The organism is Rhizobium leguminosarum, from assembly GCF_004123835.1.
In the GTDB taxonomy this organism is placed as follows: Bacteria; Pseudomonadota; Alphaproteobacteria; order Rhizobiales; family Rhizobiaceae; genus Rhizobium; species Rhizobium leguminosarum_M.
Genome location: NZ_MZMU01000022.1, coordinates 48,725 through 63,048 on the forward strand (window position 1 = coordinate 48,725; position 14,324 = coordinate 63,048).

At 62.2% G+C, this 14,324-nt stretch carries 15 protein-coding genes; 6 read left to right on the forward strand and 9 right to left on the reverse strand.

All coding sequences use genetic code 11. From position 1 onward, the window contains the following. Window positions 1–3: 3 nt before the first annotated feature. From B5P46_RS28925 to B5P46_RS28955, 7 genes are all read right to left on the reverse strand, one after another. Entirely contained in the window at window positions 4–1,080 is a 1,077-nt protein-coding gene (locus tag B5P46_RS28925; protein ID WP_062942813.1) for an ABC transporter ATP-binding protein, read from the reverse strand. Further along, a complete protein-coding gene (locus B5P46_RS28930) occupies window positions 1,080–2,189 on the reverse strand; it encodes an ABC transporter ATP-binding protein (protein WP_129421734.1) in 1,110 nt (369 codons plus the stop codon). The genes B5P46_RS28925 and B5P46_RS28930 overlap by 1 nt, the downstream gene beginning before the upstream one ends. Then, on the reverse strand, window positions 2,186–2,389 hold the full coding sequence (locus B5P46_RS28935) for a hypothetical protein (protein ID WP_129421735.1): 204 nt from the start codon (window positions 2,387–2,389) through the stop codon (window positions 2,186–2,188). Before B5P46_RS28935 ends, B5P46_RS28930 begins: the two co-directional genes overlap by 4 nt. After that, a complete protein-coding gene (locus tag B5P46_RS28940) occupies window positions 2,386–3,345 on the reverse strand; it encodes a carbohydrate ABC transporter permease (protein ID WP_003549729.1) in 960 nt (319 codons plus the stop codon). The genes B5P46_RS28935 and B5P46_RS28940 overlap by 4 nt, the downstream gene beginning before the upstream one ends. A gap of 1 nt (window position 3,346) precedes the next feature. Next, the gene (locus tag B5P46_RS28945) at window positions 3,347–4,252 is read right to left on the reverse strand and encodes a carbohydrate ABC transporter permease (RefSeq protein ID WP_129421736.1); all 906 of its coding nucleotides are present in this window, start codon (window positions 4,250–4,252) and stop codon (window positions 3,347–3,349) included. Between the two features lie 157 nt (window positions 4,253–4,409). Continuing rightward, on the reverse strand, window positions 4,410–5,720 hold the full coding sequence (locus B5P46_RS28950) for an ABC transporter substrate-binding protein (RefSeq protein ID WP_129421737.1): 1,311 nt from the start codon (window positions 5,718–5,720) through the stop codon (window positions 4,410–4,412). A gap of 369 nt (window positions 5,721–6,089) precedes the next feature. Further along, complete coding sequence (locus tag B5P46_RS28955) at window positions 6,090–6,728, reverse strand: TetR/AcrR family transcriptional regulator (protein ID WP_164986570.1); 639 nt, start codon at window positions 6,726–6,728, stop codon at window positions 6,090–6,092. 100 nt (window positions 6,729–6,828) lie between these two features. Here B5P46_RS28955 and B5P46_RS28960 point away from each other — a divergent pair, with 100 nt between their 5' ends. The 4 genes from B5P46_RS28960 to B5P46_RS28975 are packed head-to-tail and all read left to right on the forward strand — an operon-like array spanning window position 6,829 to window position 10,541. After that, window positions 6,829–8,025, forward strand: coding sequence for a Tm-1-like ATP-binding domain-containing protein (locus B5P46_RS28960; RefSeq protein WP_129421739.1), 1,197 nt, complete (start codon window positions 6,829–6,831; stop codon window positions 8,023–8,025). An 11-nt stretch (window positions 8,026–8,036) separates the two neighbouring features. Further along, complete coding sequence (locus B5P46_RS28965; protein WP_129421740.1) at window positions 8,037–8,879, forward strand: phosphoenolpyruvate hydrolase family protein; 843 nt, start codon at window positions 8,037–8,039, stop codon at window positions 8,877–8,879. 25 nt (window positions 8,880–8,904) lie between these two features. After that, entirely contained in the window at window positions 8,905–9,318 is a 414-nt protein-coding gene (locus B5P46_RS28970; protein ID WP_129421741.1) for a cupin domain-containing protein, read from the forward strand. Window positions 9,319–9,350: 32 nt separating this feature from the next. Further along, a complete protein-coding gene (locus tag B5P46_RS28975) occupies window positions 9,351–10,541 on the forward strand; it encodes a M24 family metallopeptidase (RefSeq protein WP_129421742.1) in 1,191 nt (396 codons plus the stop codon). 73 nt (window positions 10,542–10,614) lie between these two features. Here the strand turns inward: B5P46_RS28975 and B5P46_RS28980 are convergent, their stop codons facing one another. Both B5P46_RS28980 and B5P46_RS28985 read right to left on the reverse strand, forming a co-directional pair. Further along, window positions 10,615–11,208 (reverse strand): DJ-1/PfpI family protein, encoded by a 594-nt coding sequence (locus tag B5P46_RS28980; RefSeq protein ID WP_064246445.1) that lies wholly within the window; start codon window positions 11,206–11,208, stop codon window positions 10,615–10,617. Window positions 11,209–11,264: 56 nt separating this feature from the next. Further along, entirely contained in the window at window positions 11,265–11,960 is a 696-nt protein-coding gene (locus B5P46_RS28985; RefSeq protein WP_129421743.1) for a GntR family transcriptional regulator, read from the reverse strand. A 96-nt stretch (window positions 11,961–12,056) separates the two neighbouring features. Here B5P46_RS28985 and B5P46_RS28990 point away from each other — a divergent pair, with 96 nt between their 5' ends. Together B5P46_RS28990 and B5P46_RS28995 are read left to right on the forward strand one after the other, a co-directional pair. After that, entirely contained in the window at window positions 12,057–13,091 is a 1,035-nt protein-coding gene (locus B5P46_RS28990; protein ID WP_129421744.1) for an Ldh family oxidoreductase, read from the forward strand. Next, window positions 13,088–14,317: an iron-containing alcohol dehydrogenase gene (locus B5P46_RS28995; RefSeq protein ID WP_129421745.1), complete on the forward strand. Its 1,230-nt coding sequence runs from the start codon at window positions 13,088–13,090 to the stop codon at window positions 14,315–14,317. The genes B5P46_RS28990 and B5P46_RS28995 overlap by 4 nt, the downstream gene beginning before the upstream one ends. The last annotated feature ends 7 nt before the right edge of the window (window positions 14,318–14,324 follow it).

Consider the following 14,324-nt stretch of genomic DNA (forward strand, 5'->3'; position numbering starts at 1 on the left):
AGGTCAGCCCGCGTGCCGCAGGCTTACACCGCTTCCGGCGTCAAACAGCACGACCTTTTCCGGATTCCATGAAAAGCGAACCTCATCCTCGATCCGAAGCGCCGTCTGTGTCGGCACGGTCGCGTGGATGAACTTCTCGCCGGTGCGCAGCGTCACGATCTTTTCGACGCCATGGTTTTCCACGTCGTGGACCCGTGCTTCGCCGGGCGCGCCACTGTCGAGAAAAATGTCCTCGGGACGGATGCCGAAGGTGAGCGGGCGACCGTCTGTCGCGATCCCGTGTCCGTTGCCGAGCGGCAGCCGATAGCCCTCGCTGGCCACTGCCTCGCCGCCGGCAAGCGTGCCGGCGATCAGATTCATCGGCGGCGAGCCGACCGCGCGCGCGACGAAGGTGTTGACCGGGTTTCCGTAGATCTCCTGCGGCGTACCCGTCTGCACCAGTTGACCATTGTTCAGGACGCCGATCTTGTCGCCCATCGACATGGCCTCTATCTGGTCGTGAGTGACGAAGAGGAAGGTCGCGCCGAGGTTCATCTGCAGGTTTTTCAACTCGGTGCGAAGTGCTTCGCGAAGTTTCGCGTCGAGCGCCGAAAGCGGTTCGTCCATCAAGAAGACCCGCGGTTTGCGCACGATGGCCCGGCCGATCGATACGCGCTGCATCTCGCCTCCCGACAGCCGGTCTGTCTTGCGGTCGAGCAGATGCTCGATGCGCAGTGTCTTCGCAACGCGGTCGACGCGCTCCTTGATTTCTCCGGGTTCAACGCGGCGGATACGGGACTTCAATGGAAATTCCAGGTTTTCCCGCACGGTATAGCGCGGGTAAAGCGAATATTGCTGGAGCACCAGGGCTACGTCGCGCTCGGCGGCACCCCAGTCGGCGACGTCCTGCCCGTCGATGAAGATCTGGCCTGCGGTCGGCTTCTCGAGACCGGCGATCAGGCGCAGCGTCGTCGTCTTGCCGGCGCCGGTCTGCCCGAGCAGCACGAAGAACTCGCCGTCAGCAATGTCGATGTTCAGGTTTTTCAGCGCCGTGTGGCTGCCGAAGGTCTTGGTGATGCCCTTGAGTTCGATATGCGCCATCAGAGTCTGATCCCCAGCGACGAGCCGGTCGCGGTGTTGAAGAAATGTGCCTGGGCGGGGTCGATGCGTGCCCAGACGGCTTCGCCGGGACCAGGCACGAAACCGCTCTTGGTGCGTGCCCTGATCATCTGGTGACCGACCTTCAGGTCCACGATGTCGTGCGAGCCGAGAGGCTCGATGATATGCGCTTCGACCGGCATGAAACCCTCGCGGGCCTCGCGTGAAACGAGCACGCCCTCAGGCCGGACCCCGAGTGTCAGCTTGCCGTTCTCGGCTCTTGCGTCGGAGAGGCGGTTGGCCAGCACGGCGGGGAACTCGAAGCCCGTCGTCCCGTCGCCGACCTGCACGCTGGTATGGCTGCCCGTTTCGCTGACGGTCGCCGGCGCCATGTTCATGACCGGGCTTCCGACGAACTGGGCGACGAACGTGTTGGCGGGTTGCGCATAAACCTCTTCCGGCGTGCCGACCTGCTGAAGGATGCCCTCGTGCATGATGACGATGCGGTCGGCGAGCGACATGGCCTCCACCTGGTCATGCGTCACGTAGATGGTGGTTGACCCCTGCTTGATATGCAGGCGCTTGATTTCCGCCCGCATCTCCTCGCGCAGCTTCGCGTCGAGCGCACCGATCGGCTCGTCCATCAGCATGGCCTTTGGGCGTCGCACCAGCGCGCGGCCGATTGCGACCCGCTGCATGTCGCCGCCTGACAGCGCCGAAGGCTTGCGGGCCAGCAGACCGGTGATGCGCAGCACACCGGCGATCTCGCGGACCGACGCATCGACATCGGCACGGCTCATCCGGGTAGCGCGGAGCGGGAAGGCGATGTTCTCGTAGACCGTCATGTGCGGATAGAGCGAGAAGGATTGGAACACCATGGCGATGTCCCTGCCGGATGCCTTGATATGCTGCACCGGCTGCCCGTCGATCAGAATGTCGCCTTCGTCGATCGTCTCCAGCCCCGCGACGGCGCGCAATGTCGTCGTCTTTCCGCAGCCCGATTGTCCAAGCAGCACGATGAATTCATTGTCGGCGATGGCGAGATTAAGGTCTTTGATGACCTGGACGGCACCGAAATATTTCTGGATCCCGCGAAGTTCGATCTGCGTCATGAATGGCTGCCTTCGTCTGGTTGCGCGTCCCGCGGGATTTTGGTCGTCACCATGAAGGCAATCAGTCCGACGAGCGTCATCGTCATGCCGTAGCGATGCAGAAACAGGTTCCAGGGCTGGCAGAGCGCGACGATGCCGAGGATCATCAGATACTGCGACGCGGGTTCGAGATATTTCTGGTTCAAGGCGCGGAAGGTCATTTGCGGATCGCTCCGAAGCTCATGCCGCGCAGGAGATGGTTCCTGAGCAGGAAGGTGAAGATGGCGACCGGTAGCAGGAACAGGAACGTGCCGGCCGCAATGACCGTCCAATCCGGCAGGCCTGAGCCGACCTGGCTCGGAATGAAGGGGGGAGCGGTTTGCGCGCGCCGGTTCGTCATGATCAGCGCAAATGCATATTCGTTCCAGGCCGTAATGAAGCAGAAGACCGCGGTCGCGGCGATGCCGGTCGCCGCTTCCGGGATGACGATCTTGAAAAAGGCCTCCATCCGCGTGTAGCCGTCGACGAGCGCGGCCTCCTCGTATTCCTTCGGGATCTCGTCGATGAAGCCCTTCATCAGCCAAACGGAGAAGGAAAGGTTGAAGGCAGTGTAGAGGATGATGAGGCCCCAATGCGTGTCGTTGAGGCCGACGACACGGTACATGAGGAACATCGGGATCGCCACGACGACGGGCGGCAGCATGCGCGTCGACAGGATGAAGAAGAGAAGGTCTGCCTCCCCCTTCACTTTGAAGCGCGAGAAGCCGTAGGCCGTGAATGTCCCCATACCGACAGCCAGCACCGTGGACGTGATGGCAACGATCAGCGAGTTCATGAAGCGGTTCGGATAGCCGGAGGGCTGCACCTCGCCGCGGCCGGAGCGAACGATCTTCTCGCCGCCGTCGAACACCATCCGCTCCCACCAGGGGGCGGCGGCATATTCTTCAGGAGTAGGCGCCCCGCGCAGTTGCGAGCGCTTGGTGAAGAGCTTCACGAAGGGCGAGAGTTCCGGCTCGAAGAGCACCGTCGGCGGAATGGTGGTGGCGAGGTTGCGCGGCTTGAAGGCCGTCGAGGTGATCCAGTAGATCGGCGCCAGGAAGATCAGCGTGATGACCAGTACGGCGGCGATCGCCACCCGGTTCAGCGCGCGTTCGGAGCGGGTTTGGACGGCAGCCATCTCAGCGCTCCTTCACTTTGTTGAGGTACTTCACGTAGATGTTGGTGATGGCGAGAACCATGACGAGCACGATGTAGGCGAGTGCGCAGGAGCGCCCCGTCTGCCATTCCTGGAAGGCCATCTTGTAGAGCCGGATGGAGATCACCTCGGTCGTCGGTTGGCTGGTCAGGATGTAGGCGAGGTCGAAGGTCTTGAAGGCCTCCATCGTACGGAAGATGATTGCGATCATCAGGATCGGCGCCACCAGCGGCAGCGTGATGCGGAAGAAGGTATAGAACGGTCCCGCCCGGTCGATCGCCGCTGCCTCGTAGAGATGTTTTGGCACGGCCGAAAGGCCGGCAAGCGACAGCAGCATCACGAAGGGCGACCACATCCAGATGTCGGTGATTGCGACCGCATAGAGCGCCATGTCCGGATTCGACAGCCACTCGAAGGAGCCGAGGCCGAGTGTGTAGTTGATGATGCCGAAGGACGGATCGTAGAGCAGCTTCCAGAAGAGGCCGACCACGGCCATCGAGAGCATCATCGGCAGCAGCAGCAGCGTCGTCAAAAGACCCTTCAGCGGGATATCGCGGTTGAGCAGCATCGCGGTGCCGAAGCCGACGATCACCTGCCCCGTCACAGAGACGATCACATATTTCGCGGTGATGGCGAAATTCGACCAGATGAAAGGATCGTTCAGCAATTCGCGGTAGTTTTGGAGGCCGACAAAGTTGGCCGGCGCGTTCGTCGAGGCGCGAAAATCCGTGAACGAATAGCCGAGCGAATAGATCAGCGGAAAGATGTTGAAGATGATCAGAAACAGGATCGTCGGGATAATGAAGAGATTGCGAATGCGGATGTCGCTCATGCCGTGGGATGCGGCACGCGATTTCGTGTCCAGCGATGTCATGACTGCGGTTGCCAATCCTCTCCTCCTCCGAGAGTCGGCGCCGGATGCCGGAAAAGGCATCACGATGCGCGAAGTGAATTCCGGGCGCCGCGCCCTCTCGAACCGCGCCTTTGGGCGCGAGATGCAGAATGCAAACGGAGGGGCGACGGAGCCCCTCCGCTGATCGCGTTTGCTATTTATTGCGTCCGTATTTCTTGAACGTCGCGTTCCAGTCCGCTGCCAGAGAGTCGAGCACTTCCTTCGCCGTGCCTTGCCCGGCGGTGACGAAGGGGTAAATGCGCTGGTTCATCTGGATCAGCAGTTCGGCATATTCAGGCGTTGCCCAGAAATCCTTCACCTTGAACATGGTCTCGTAGAAGGCCTTGTTATAGGGTGTCGCGTTCTGAAATTCCGGCGATTCAAGCACCTTGGCGCTTGCCGTGTAGCCGCCGAGTTCGGCCCAGCGCTTCTGGGTCTCGTCCTTGATGAACCATTCGAGGAATTTCATCGCCTCTTCCTGGTTTTTTGAGTAGGAGATGACCGATATGCCTTGGCCGCCGAGCGCTGCGAATTGTTCGCCGTTCGGCCCCGCCGGATTGGCAAAGAAGCCGGTAACCTTGGCGTTCGGGTTGGACGCCTCGTTCACCAGGGCCGGGAAGAAGGCGAAGTAGTTCATGCTCATCGCCGCCAGGTTCTCGGTGATCGCCTGATTGTTCTCGACGAAGAAGGACTTGGCCCAGCCCGGGGGCGTAAAGCCGTAGAGCTCGCGATACAATTCGAGCGCCTTGACGTTCTTCTCGGAATTGATGATGCCGTCGACCTTGTAGCTCTGGTAGTCGCCGAGTTCGCCTCCAAAGGAGAAGATCGCGTTCTCGACACCCATGACGAGACCGTCATAAGAATTGTCGGTGTAGATGGCGATTCCGTAGCGCTTCTGGTCGGGACGGTGGAAGAACTCGGCGATGTCGCGCATCTCGGCCCATGTCTTCGGCGGGGCGAGGTCGTAGCCGTATTTGGCCTTGAACGCCTCCATCTCCTTGGGATCTTCGAACCAGTCCTTGCGGTAGGACCAGCCGACGGCGTCGCCTTCGGCCGGAACTGACCAATACTTTTTCGAGTTCGCCGGATACTCGGCGTAGTATTTCACTGTTGCCGGGGCCATCACCTGGGTCAGATTGTGCTTGGTGAAGAATTCGGTCAGATCCACGTAATGTCCGGCTTCTGACGCTGCCCCGATCCATTGGCTGTCGCCGACGACCATGTCATAGGCTGAACCCTTGGCGTTGAACTCCGTGAAGGCCTTGGTCTGGAAGTCGGCCCACGGTGTGGTCTCGACCGTGACTTTGACGCCGGTTTGAGCCTCGTATTCGTTCGCGAGTTCCTGAAGATAGTTAGCCGGGTCCCACTCGGCCCAGAAGATCGTCAGTTCCTGGGCCTGCGCGGATGTTCCGCAGGCCCACATCAATCCGACACCGGCCAACAGACCGGTCATAGTTTTGCGCATAACGTTTCCTCCCATTTATGCACGCTTCCCGCGTCATCGCGGGCCTCCCGATCTGGCTTCCCGATCCTCCTGGGTAATATTCGTGCTGGGGGTCCTCCTCGACCCCTAGCGCGTTTCAGATCTCAAGCCTGAATGTCGTTTCCCTGATCTGGTATTACCAAATGCCATTATCGTCAAGCGCAACCTCGGAGAGCTTTCATCAAAGACTCGCCTTCGAAGTTTCGATGTCTTTCCCCCGCAATTGCAGGCCTGCTGACGCAGGTTTGTTGGACCGTCTCGCATTCATCATCGCTGATCCAGACCGCAATACAAGTATATATTACTGACACTGGTCTAACCAGTTGGTGCGCCAAGTCCGGGCGCGCCACGTCATGCTTTGCTCTCCGCTTGCCGTAACGCGGTATCAACAAGCGCCTTGGCGGCCCACTCGGCAACAGACTGCGCACTTTCCGAGGTCAGGCCCCAGATATCCTTCAACACGATCAGCACCTCGACGCCGAAGACAAGCGAAAGCGCCTGCGCAAGGCGTTCCCGGGATTCGGGCGGCACGGTGCCCTGCAGGGGGGCCGTCACGCACTTGAGCAGGTCGACCCGGTGGCCGCGCGTGAATAGCGGCTCGTTGCCGAGCGTGCCGGCCTGGCGCTGCGCCCACTGGTCCAGCGAAAGTTTCAGCGCCGCCTTGAAGGTGGCTTCGAACTCGTCGATGCGCGGCATTGCGGTCGCCAAGAGGTCGGCAACGCGGGTGCGTGCATCCGGACTGTCCGACGACCAGCTGAGTATCGGCCCCAGAGCCTCGTCCACCACGGCATGCACGAGCGCGGCCTGGCTCGGAAAGTAACGGTAGGCCGTCGCGCGCGAGACTTCGGCAGCCTCGGCGACTTCACTTACCGACGGAGTGATGCCGGACTGCATGATCCGCGTTGCCGTTTCGAGCATCAGTTTTCGCGTTCTGGCACGCGGGCCTCGCTCGGTCCTGATTGTTTCGTTCTGTTGACGTGAGACATCCATGTCTTTATGATACGCACGTCTCACAATTTTGCAAGGGCCTGTCGCTTTGCCTCGAACGTGAGATATGCCGGGAGGAAATCCACCCGGTCGCGGAGGGGACATGAAGCAGATCTACGTCGTCGGCACCGCCGACACGAAGGGCGAGGAGCTTGCTTATCTGGCCGCTTGCATCGAAGCGGCGGGCGGGGGTGTTGTCCGCGTCGACGTCGGCATAGGCGAGCCTGCGACCGCCGTCGATGTGAAAGCCGATACTGTCGCCGCATGCCATCCGGACGGGGCTGGAGCCGTCCTTGCCAGTGGCGACCGCGGAACGGCGGTCGAGGCGATGGGCATTGCCTTCGCGCGCTTCCTCGTGGAGCGCCAGGACATTGCCGGCGTCATCGGTATCGGTGGAGGCGGGGGCACTTCGATCATCACCGCAGGCATGCGCCAATTGCCGCTCGGCCTGCCAAAGATCATGGTCTCGACGCTCGCATCCGGCGATGTCGCTCCCTACGTCGATGTTTCCGACATTGTGATGATGCCCTCGGTCACCGACATGGCGGGCCTGAACCGGCTGAGCCGTGTCATCCTTCACAACGCCGCCCAGGCGATCACCGCCATGTCCCGCCGGCCGGCTGAGGTGACTGCATCCAAACCCGCCCTCGGGCTTACCATGTTCGGCGTTACCACACCTGCCGTATCCGCCATGGTCGAGCGCCTCCGAGCGGATTATGATTGCCTGGTCTTCCACGCCACAGGCACGGGTGGGCGCGCGATGGAGAAGCTTGCCGACAGCGAGCTCATCTCTGGCGTGCTCGACATCACGACGACCGAGGTCTGCGACCTGCTTTTCGGCGGCGTCCTGCCCGCCACCTCGGACCGCTTCGGCGCCATTGCTCGCAAAGGCCTGCCCTATGTCGGCTCGGTCGGTGCGCTCGACATGGTGAACTTCTGGGCGCCGGAGACCGTCCCGGAGCGCTATGCCGGCCGGCTGTTTTACCGCCACAACCCGAACGTCACCTTGATGCGCACGACGTCGGCCGAATGCGCGCAGATTGGCCGCTGGATCGGCGACAAGCTCAATCTCTGCCGCGGCCCCCTACGCTTCCTCATTCCTGAAAAGGGCGTTTCGGCCCTCGACATCGAAGGCGGTCCGTTCTTCGATCCGCAAGCCGACGCCGCGCTTTTTGCCGCGCTCGAGGCGACGGTGAAGCCGACGGCATCGCGACGTATTATTCGCCTGCCGCTCCATATCAACGACCCGCACTTCGCCGAGGCCGCCGTCGCGGCCTATCGTGACATCGCCAACCCCTGAGAGACAAATTGATGCCAGCCATACCGCGCAAGACCATCCTCGAAAAATTTCACGGCATGATCGCAGCCGGCGTGCCAATCGTCGGCGGCGGTGCCGGCACCGGCATCTCCGCCAAGGCCGAGGAGGCAGGCGGCATCGACCTCATCATTATCTACAATTCTGGGCGCTACCGAATGGCGGGGCGCGGTTCGGCGGCCGGACTGCTCGCCTATGGCAATGCCAACGAGATTGTGAAGGACATGGCGCTCGAAGTGTTGCCGGTCGTGAAAAAGACGCCGGTTCTCGCCGGGGTCAACGGCACGGACCCCTTCGTGCTGATGCCGCGCTTCCTCGCCGACCTCAAGGCAATGGGCTTTTCCGGCGTACAGAACTTCCCCACAATCGGCCTCTTCGATGGCCGGATGCGGCAGAGTTTCGAGGAGACAGGCATGAGCTACAATCTGGAGGTCGAGATGATCGCCACCGCCCACGGGCTCGACCTGCTGACGACGCCCTATGTTTTCAACGAGAGCGAAGCTATCGCCATGACGGTCGCCGGCGCCGACATCATTGTGGCGCATATGGGGGTGACGACCGGCGGCACGATCGGGGCCACCTCCGGCAAGTCCCTCGATGACTGCGTCGATGAGATCGCTGCAATTTCCAAGGCGGCACGTTCCGTGCGCGACGACGTCATTGTGCTCTGCCATGGCGGCCCGATCTCCATGCCGGAGGATGCGCGCTACGTTCTCGAGCGTTGCCCTGGCTGCCACGGCTTTTATGGCGCAAGCTCGATGGAGCGCCTGCCGGCAGAGGCGGCAATTCGCAAGCAGACCGAAGATTTCAAGGCGCTCGCCATCGGCGCGGTCGTCTGAGGAAGGATGTGGAGGAGGCGGTTTCATGGTAAAGGACAAGTACTTCATCTATCCTGAGGATGTGAGCGCCTTCGGCTTCGACTGGGGCAAGCTGTCGCTGACTGTGGCGCCCGAGGTCAACGGCGCCAGCCGCTTTTCCGGCGGTGTCGTCGAACTGCCGAGCGGCGAGGGCCATTCCCGCCACAACCATCCGGGCGCGGAGGAAATTATCTTCGTGATTTCCGGCGAAGGCGAGCAGATGGTCGAGGACGAGACGGGTAATCCGATCACGCAGAAGGTCGCCACCGGCTGCACGATCTATATTCCGGAAAGCCGCTTTCATTCGACGAAGAACACTGGCGGCGGAAAGATGCTCCTCTTCGTGGTCTACTCACCGGCGGGGCCGGAGCTTGCGCTTCGCGATTTGCCGGACTTCCGCCTGCTGCCGCCGGGCTTCTGAGGCGGCGCATCCATTTTCTGGGAGGAAAGACGATGAACGACAATGCAGGGCAAACAAGGCAGGCCGCCGTGACGCCGTTCGATACGGCCAAGCTCGACCGTCTCATGGAGGAAGCCGGTATCGACGTCATCGTCGCCACTTCCAAACACAACACGCAATATCTCATGGGCGGCTATAAGTTCATCTTCTTCGCCGCCATGGATGCGATCGGGCATAGCCGGTACCTGCCGATGGTGATTTATGAGAAAGGCGCGCCTGATCACTCCGCCTATGTGGGTAACCGTATGGAGGGCGCAGAGCACCAGAACAACCCATTCTGGACGCCCGCCGTGCATACGGCGAGTTGGGGCACGCAGGACGCCACCGGGCTCGCCGCCGAGCACCTGAAGAAAATCGGCAAGGCCGGTGGGCGCATCGGCATCGAGCCAGCCTTCATGCCATCCGACGCCCGCGACCTCCTTGCCTCTCGGCTGGACGGCGCTCGATTTGTCGATGCCACGCATGTGTTGGAGCGGCTAAGGGCGGTCAAGACGCCGGATGAACTGGCAAAGCTGAGGCGCGCCTCCGAACTGATTACCGACTCTATGCTGGCGACAGTCGCGGCGGCCCGGGCCGGCTCGACGAAGATGGAGATCATCGAGCAGCTGCGCCGGGAGGAAACGAACCGCGGCCTGCACTTCGAATATTGCCTGCTGACGCTTGGCTCCAGCCACAACCGCGCGGGCTCGCCGCAAGCCTGGGTCGAGGGCGAGATTCTGTCGATCGATTCCGGCGGCAACTATCACGGATATATCGGTGACCTCTGCCGCATGGGTGTGCTCGGCGAGCCGGATGCGGAGCTGGAGGACCTTCTGGCTGAAGTCGAATGCATCCAGCAAGCGGCCTTCGCCAAGGTTAGGGCAGGCGCTCCGGGCAGTGAAATGATTGAGGCGGCACAAGCCGAGCTCAAGGCCTCGCCGTCGGCGGCCTTCACCGACTTTTTCTGCCATGGCATGGGCCTCATCGCCCACGAAGCGCCATTCCTCATGACGAACCACCCCGTCACCTATGATGGCATCGATGCCGACAAGCCGCTGGAAGCCGGGAGCGTGATCTCGGTCGAGACGACGATGCTTCACCCGAAACGCGGATTCATCAAGCTGGAGGATACGCTTGCCGTCACCGATGGCGGCTATGAAATGTTCGGCGACCGTGGCCGCGGCTGGAACCGCGGCGGAGCGTGATTGCAGGCCCAACCGCAAAGAAGGCCCGGCAGATGTCAGCTGCCGGGCCTTTTCGTTACTTGGTACCGTCGTCTCAGCTGTGGTGAATCTCTGTTCCCAGCACCTTCAGGCATTCGCGGATAAAGGCGGCGAGCGCCGTCCAGCCCTTGGCCGAAACCATCGTGCCATCGACATAGGCTTCGGTCGGCGAGAGGTCGATATAGGTTCCGCCCGCCAGGGTGACCTCCGGTTCGCAGGCCCCAAGTGCACCCACCTTCTTGCCGCGAACGACACCGTCGACCGCGATCAGGATCTGGACCCCGTGGCAGATGGTGAAGATCGGCTTCTTCTGCTCATGGAAATGACGCACCATTGCCTGCACCCGCTTGTCGGTGCGGATATATTCCGGTCCGCGCCCGCCGGCGCAGTAGACGGCATGATACTGGTCGAGCTGGTTCTCGGCCTCGGAAAACGTTTTGTTGATGGTGACGTTGTGCCCGAGTTTTTCGGTGTAGGTCTGGTCTCCCTCGAAATCGTGCAGCGACGTCCTGAGGATGTCACCGGCTTTCTTATCCGGGCACACGACGTGCACCGTGTGGCCGACCGCCTCCATCGCCTGCTGATAGACGAAGATTTCGTACTCCTCGGTGAAATCGCCGGTGAGCATCAGGATTTTCTTGCCTGGCATGGGTTCTCCTCCTCGTTGTCAGATCGGGCAGGCACGACGTTGCCTGCCGGGGTTGCTCAAATTTCGAAGGCCGGTAACAGCCGGTCGCGCGAATGTTCGATATGGATGCGCATTGCGTTCGCAGCCGCGCCCGGGTCGCGCGCCGCAAAGGCATCGAGCAGCGTCTGATGCTCGGCGAGCGCCTCCTCGGTGACACGGCGATGAAACATCAGACGGAAGATGTGGAAATGCGTGTGCTGGAATGTCAGCATCTCGCGGATCAACTCGTTGCCGGCAAATTCCATGATGCGGTCATGGAAAATAGCGTCCTTGCGGGCGAAGGCCGAATAGTTCGCTCGTTCGTCCCTGTTGTCGCTGCGTGTCATCACCCCTGCGGCCTCCGTCAGGATGGCCAGCTTTTCGTCGTTCATCGCCTTGGCAGCCTTCGCAGCGCCGGCAGGTTCCAGCAGCAGGCGCAATTCATAGAGCTCGTCGAAGCGGTGGCGCGTAATCTGGGGCGCGGCACGATAGCCGACGAGATGCTGCTTGACGACGAGGCCCTCGCCTTCAAGCCGGCCAAGGGCTTCGCGGATCGGCGTATGGGAGACGTTGAACTCCTTGACCAGGTTGTCGACCGTGATGCGCGCACCCGGCGCTATCTTCAACGACATGAGCTGGTTGAAGATTGCCTCGTAGACGTCGCCCGCCAGGCTGTTGGCGCGCGGTATCTGGGTTGTGCCCGTTGAGGGTTCATTCAATCTCGTCGAAATCATCTGCTGCCTTGCCTCTTGACAGGTTCAATCGCTAGCACGATGCTGCGGCCAAGACAATCCTATATCCTATACGATTTAATATAGGGAGCAAGAATCGTGCGCGTATCCGAAGCGGCAGCCCTCGCGCTTGCCACCCGCCTGCTGGAGGAACATGGCGCACCGCGTGACCATGCGGCCCTGCAGGCTCGCGTCCTGGTAACGGCGGAGATGAAGGGGCACCCCTCGCATGGCCTGTACCGGCTTCCGCGGCTGGTCGAACGGATCGAGCGCGGTGTCATTGACCCGCAGACGAAGGGCACGCAGCGCTGGCGCGCGGATGCGGTGCTGGAGGTGGAGGGTTCGTCGGGATTTGGCCCCGTCGTCGCCATGGCCGCGATCGAGCGGCTGGCGCCTAACATTCCGGATCTTGGCATCGGCCTTGTCGCCGTGCGCAATGCCAACCATCTCGGCATGCTCGCGCATTATGTGGAGGCCATCGCCGCAATGGGTTTCGTCGGCATCGCGCTCTCGTCGAGCGAGGCGCTGGTCCATTCCTTCGGCGGTACACGGGCCATGCTCGGCACCAACCCCATCGCCATCGCCGTACCGACCGCCAAAGAACCGCTCGTGCTCGACCTTGCTACCAGCCTCGTGCCGATGGGCAGGATCCATCACCACGCGGCGACCGGGAGGCCCATTCCCGAGGGATGGGCACGCGATGCGGCCGGCAACCCGACGACCGATCCGGGGCGTGCCAAGGCCGGCGCGATTGCGCCCTTCGGCGACGCGAAGGGCTACGGCCTCAGCATCGCTATGGAGCTGCTGGTGGCAGCTCTTGCAGGTTCGGCGCTCGCGCCGGATGTGCGCGGCACGCTCGACAGCCAGTCGCCATGCAACAAAGGCGACGTCTTCATCTTGATCGAGCCCAGTCTGGCGCCGGGACTGCCGGAGCGGCTGTCGACCTATCTCGATGCCGTGCGCGCTTCACCACCCGCCAGCGCCGGCGAACCGGTTCTCGTCCCGGGCGATCGTGCCCGCCGGCGACGGGCGGCGGCAAGCCGCAACGGGTTCGAGATCGACCAGCGCCTCTGGGCAGACCTCAACGCGCTTTCGCGCCCGCGCATTGTGGCCTTCGAGGGACAAAGATCATGAGCCTGTTTGCCGCCTTGAGGCTGCCGCGGGAAATCCTGTTTGGCGTCGGCCAGCGCCATGCGCTCGCGAGCGTCGCCAGCAGAACCGGCCGGCGCGCACTCGTCTGCACGGATGAGCGTTTTGCCGCAACACCCGTCTTCGCGGAAATGATCGCCGCGCTTGAAGCGGCAGGCATCGTCGTCCTGGTGCATGACCGCACGCTGCCGGACGTGCCGCAAAATACGGTCGCGGTTTGTGTTGAAGCCTCGCGCGGCTTTGAGCCTGATATGGTGATCGGCATCGGTGGAGGCAGCTGTCTCGACATGGCCAAATGCGCTTCGCTCCTGCTCGCTCACGGAGGCGCGCTCGCCGATTATTACGGTGAGTTCAAGGTGCCGGCGCCCGTCCTGCCGGTCATCGCCGTGCCGACGACGGCAGGGACAGGCTCCGAGGTGACGCCGGTTGCGGTTGTTTCCGATCCCGATCGTATCCTGAAGGTTGGCATTTCCAGCCCATATCTCATCGCCGCAGCGGCGATCTGCGACCCGGAACTGACCTTATCCTGCCCGCCTGGGCTCACGGCGATTGCCGGTGCGGATGCGTTGACGCATGCCATCGAAGCCTTCACGGCCATGCGCCGCCCCGGCGATCCTGAACTCGCGCAGCAGCATGTCTTCATCGGAAAGAGCGATCTCTCTGACCAGTTCGCGCTGCATGCCATCCGGCTCCTCAGCCGGAGCCTGGAAAGGGCCTTCGTCGACGGCGCCGACATCGATGCGCGCGCCGATGTGATGATGGGCGCGCTCGCAGCCGGCTGCGCCTTCGGAACGGCGGGCACCGCTGCGGCCCATGCCGTGCAATATCCGGTCGGTGCCTTGACCCATACGCCGCACGGCCTCGGGGTTGCGACCATGCTGCCCTATGTGATGACATATAATCGCCGCGTCGCGGGCGCGGACATCGCCATTGTCGGCAGGGCGCTCGGCCTCGATCCCACCGGAGTGGAGGACGACGAAACGGTTGCCGATGCCGCGATCGGCGAGGTGAGCCGTCTCTTCGCCGCGATCGGCATCTCGCCGACGCTTGCCGGGCTCGGCCTGCCGGAAGACCGGATCGACTGGGCCGCAGAGCAGGCGCTCGGCATCGGCCGGCTGATCAAGAATAATCCCCGCTCCTTCGATGCCGCCGCCATGCGCGGTCTGGTACGCGCGGCCTATGACGGCGATCTGGCCGCTTCCGCCCTCTGACTTGGAA

Bases quoted from the DNA above. Each gene is read 5' to 3' on its own strand.
- B5P46_RS28925 (WP_062942813.1), bottom strand. From the start codon at position 1,080: ATGGCGCATATCGAACTCAAGGGCATCACCAAGACCTTCGGCAGCCAC.
- B5P46_RS28930 (WP_129421734.1), bottom strand. From the start codon at position 2,189: ATGACGCAGATCGAACTTCGCGGGATCCAGAAATATTTCGGTGCCGTC.
- B5P46_RS28935 (WP_129421735.1), bottom strand. From the start codon at position 2,389: ATGACCTTCCGCGCCTTGAACCAGAAATATCTCGAACCCGCGTCGCAG.
- B5P46_RS28940 (WP_003549729.1), bottom strand. From the start codon at position 3,345: ATGGCTGCCGTCCAAACCCGCTCCGAACGCGCGCTGAACCGGGTGGCG.
- B5P46_RS28950 (WP_129421737.1), bottom strand. From the start codon at position 5,720: ATGCGCAAAACTATGACCGGTCTGTTGGCCGGTGTCGGATTGATGTGG.
- B5P46_RS28955 (WP_164986570.1), bottom strand. From the start codon at position 6,728: ATGGATGTCTCACGTCAACAGAACGAAACAATCAGGACCGAGCGAGGC.
- B5P46_RS28960 (WP_129421739.1), top strand. From the start codon at position 6,829: ATGAAGCAGATCTACGTCGTCGGCACCGCCGACACGAAGGGCGAGGAG.
- B5P46_RS28965 (WP_129421740.1), top strand. From the start codon at position 8,037: ATGCCAGCCATACCGCGCAAGACCATCCTCGAAAAATTTCACGGCATG.
- B5P46_RS28970 (WP_129421741.1), top strand. From the start codon at position 8,905: ATGGTAAAGGACAAGTACTTCATCTATCCTGAGGATGTGAGCGCCTTC.
- B5P46_RS28975 (WP_129421742.1), top strand. From the start codon at position 9,351: ATGAACGACAATGCAGGGCAAACAAGGCAGGCCGCCGTGACGCCGTTC.
- B5P46_RS28980 (WP_064246445.1), bottom strand. From the start codon at position 11,208: ATGCCAGGCAAGAAAATCCTGATGCTCACCGGCGATTTCACCGAGGAG.
- B5P46_RS28985 (WP_129421743.1), bottom strand. From the start codon at position 11,960: ATGATTTCGACGAGATTGAATGAACCCTCAACGGGCACAACCCAGATA.
- B5P46_RS28995 (WP_129421745.1), top strand. From the start codon at position 13,088: ATGAGCCTGTTTGCCGCCTTGAGGCTGCCGCGGGAAATCCTGTTTGGC.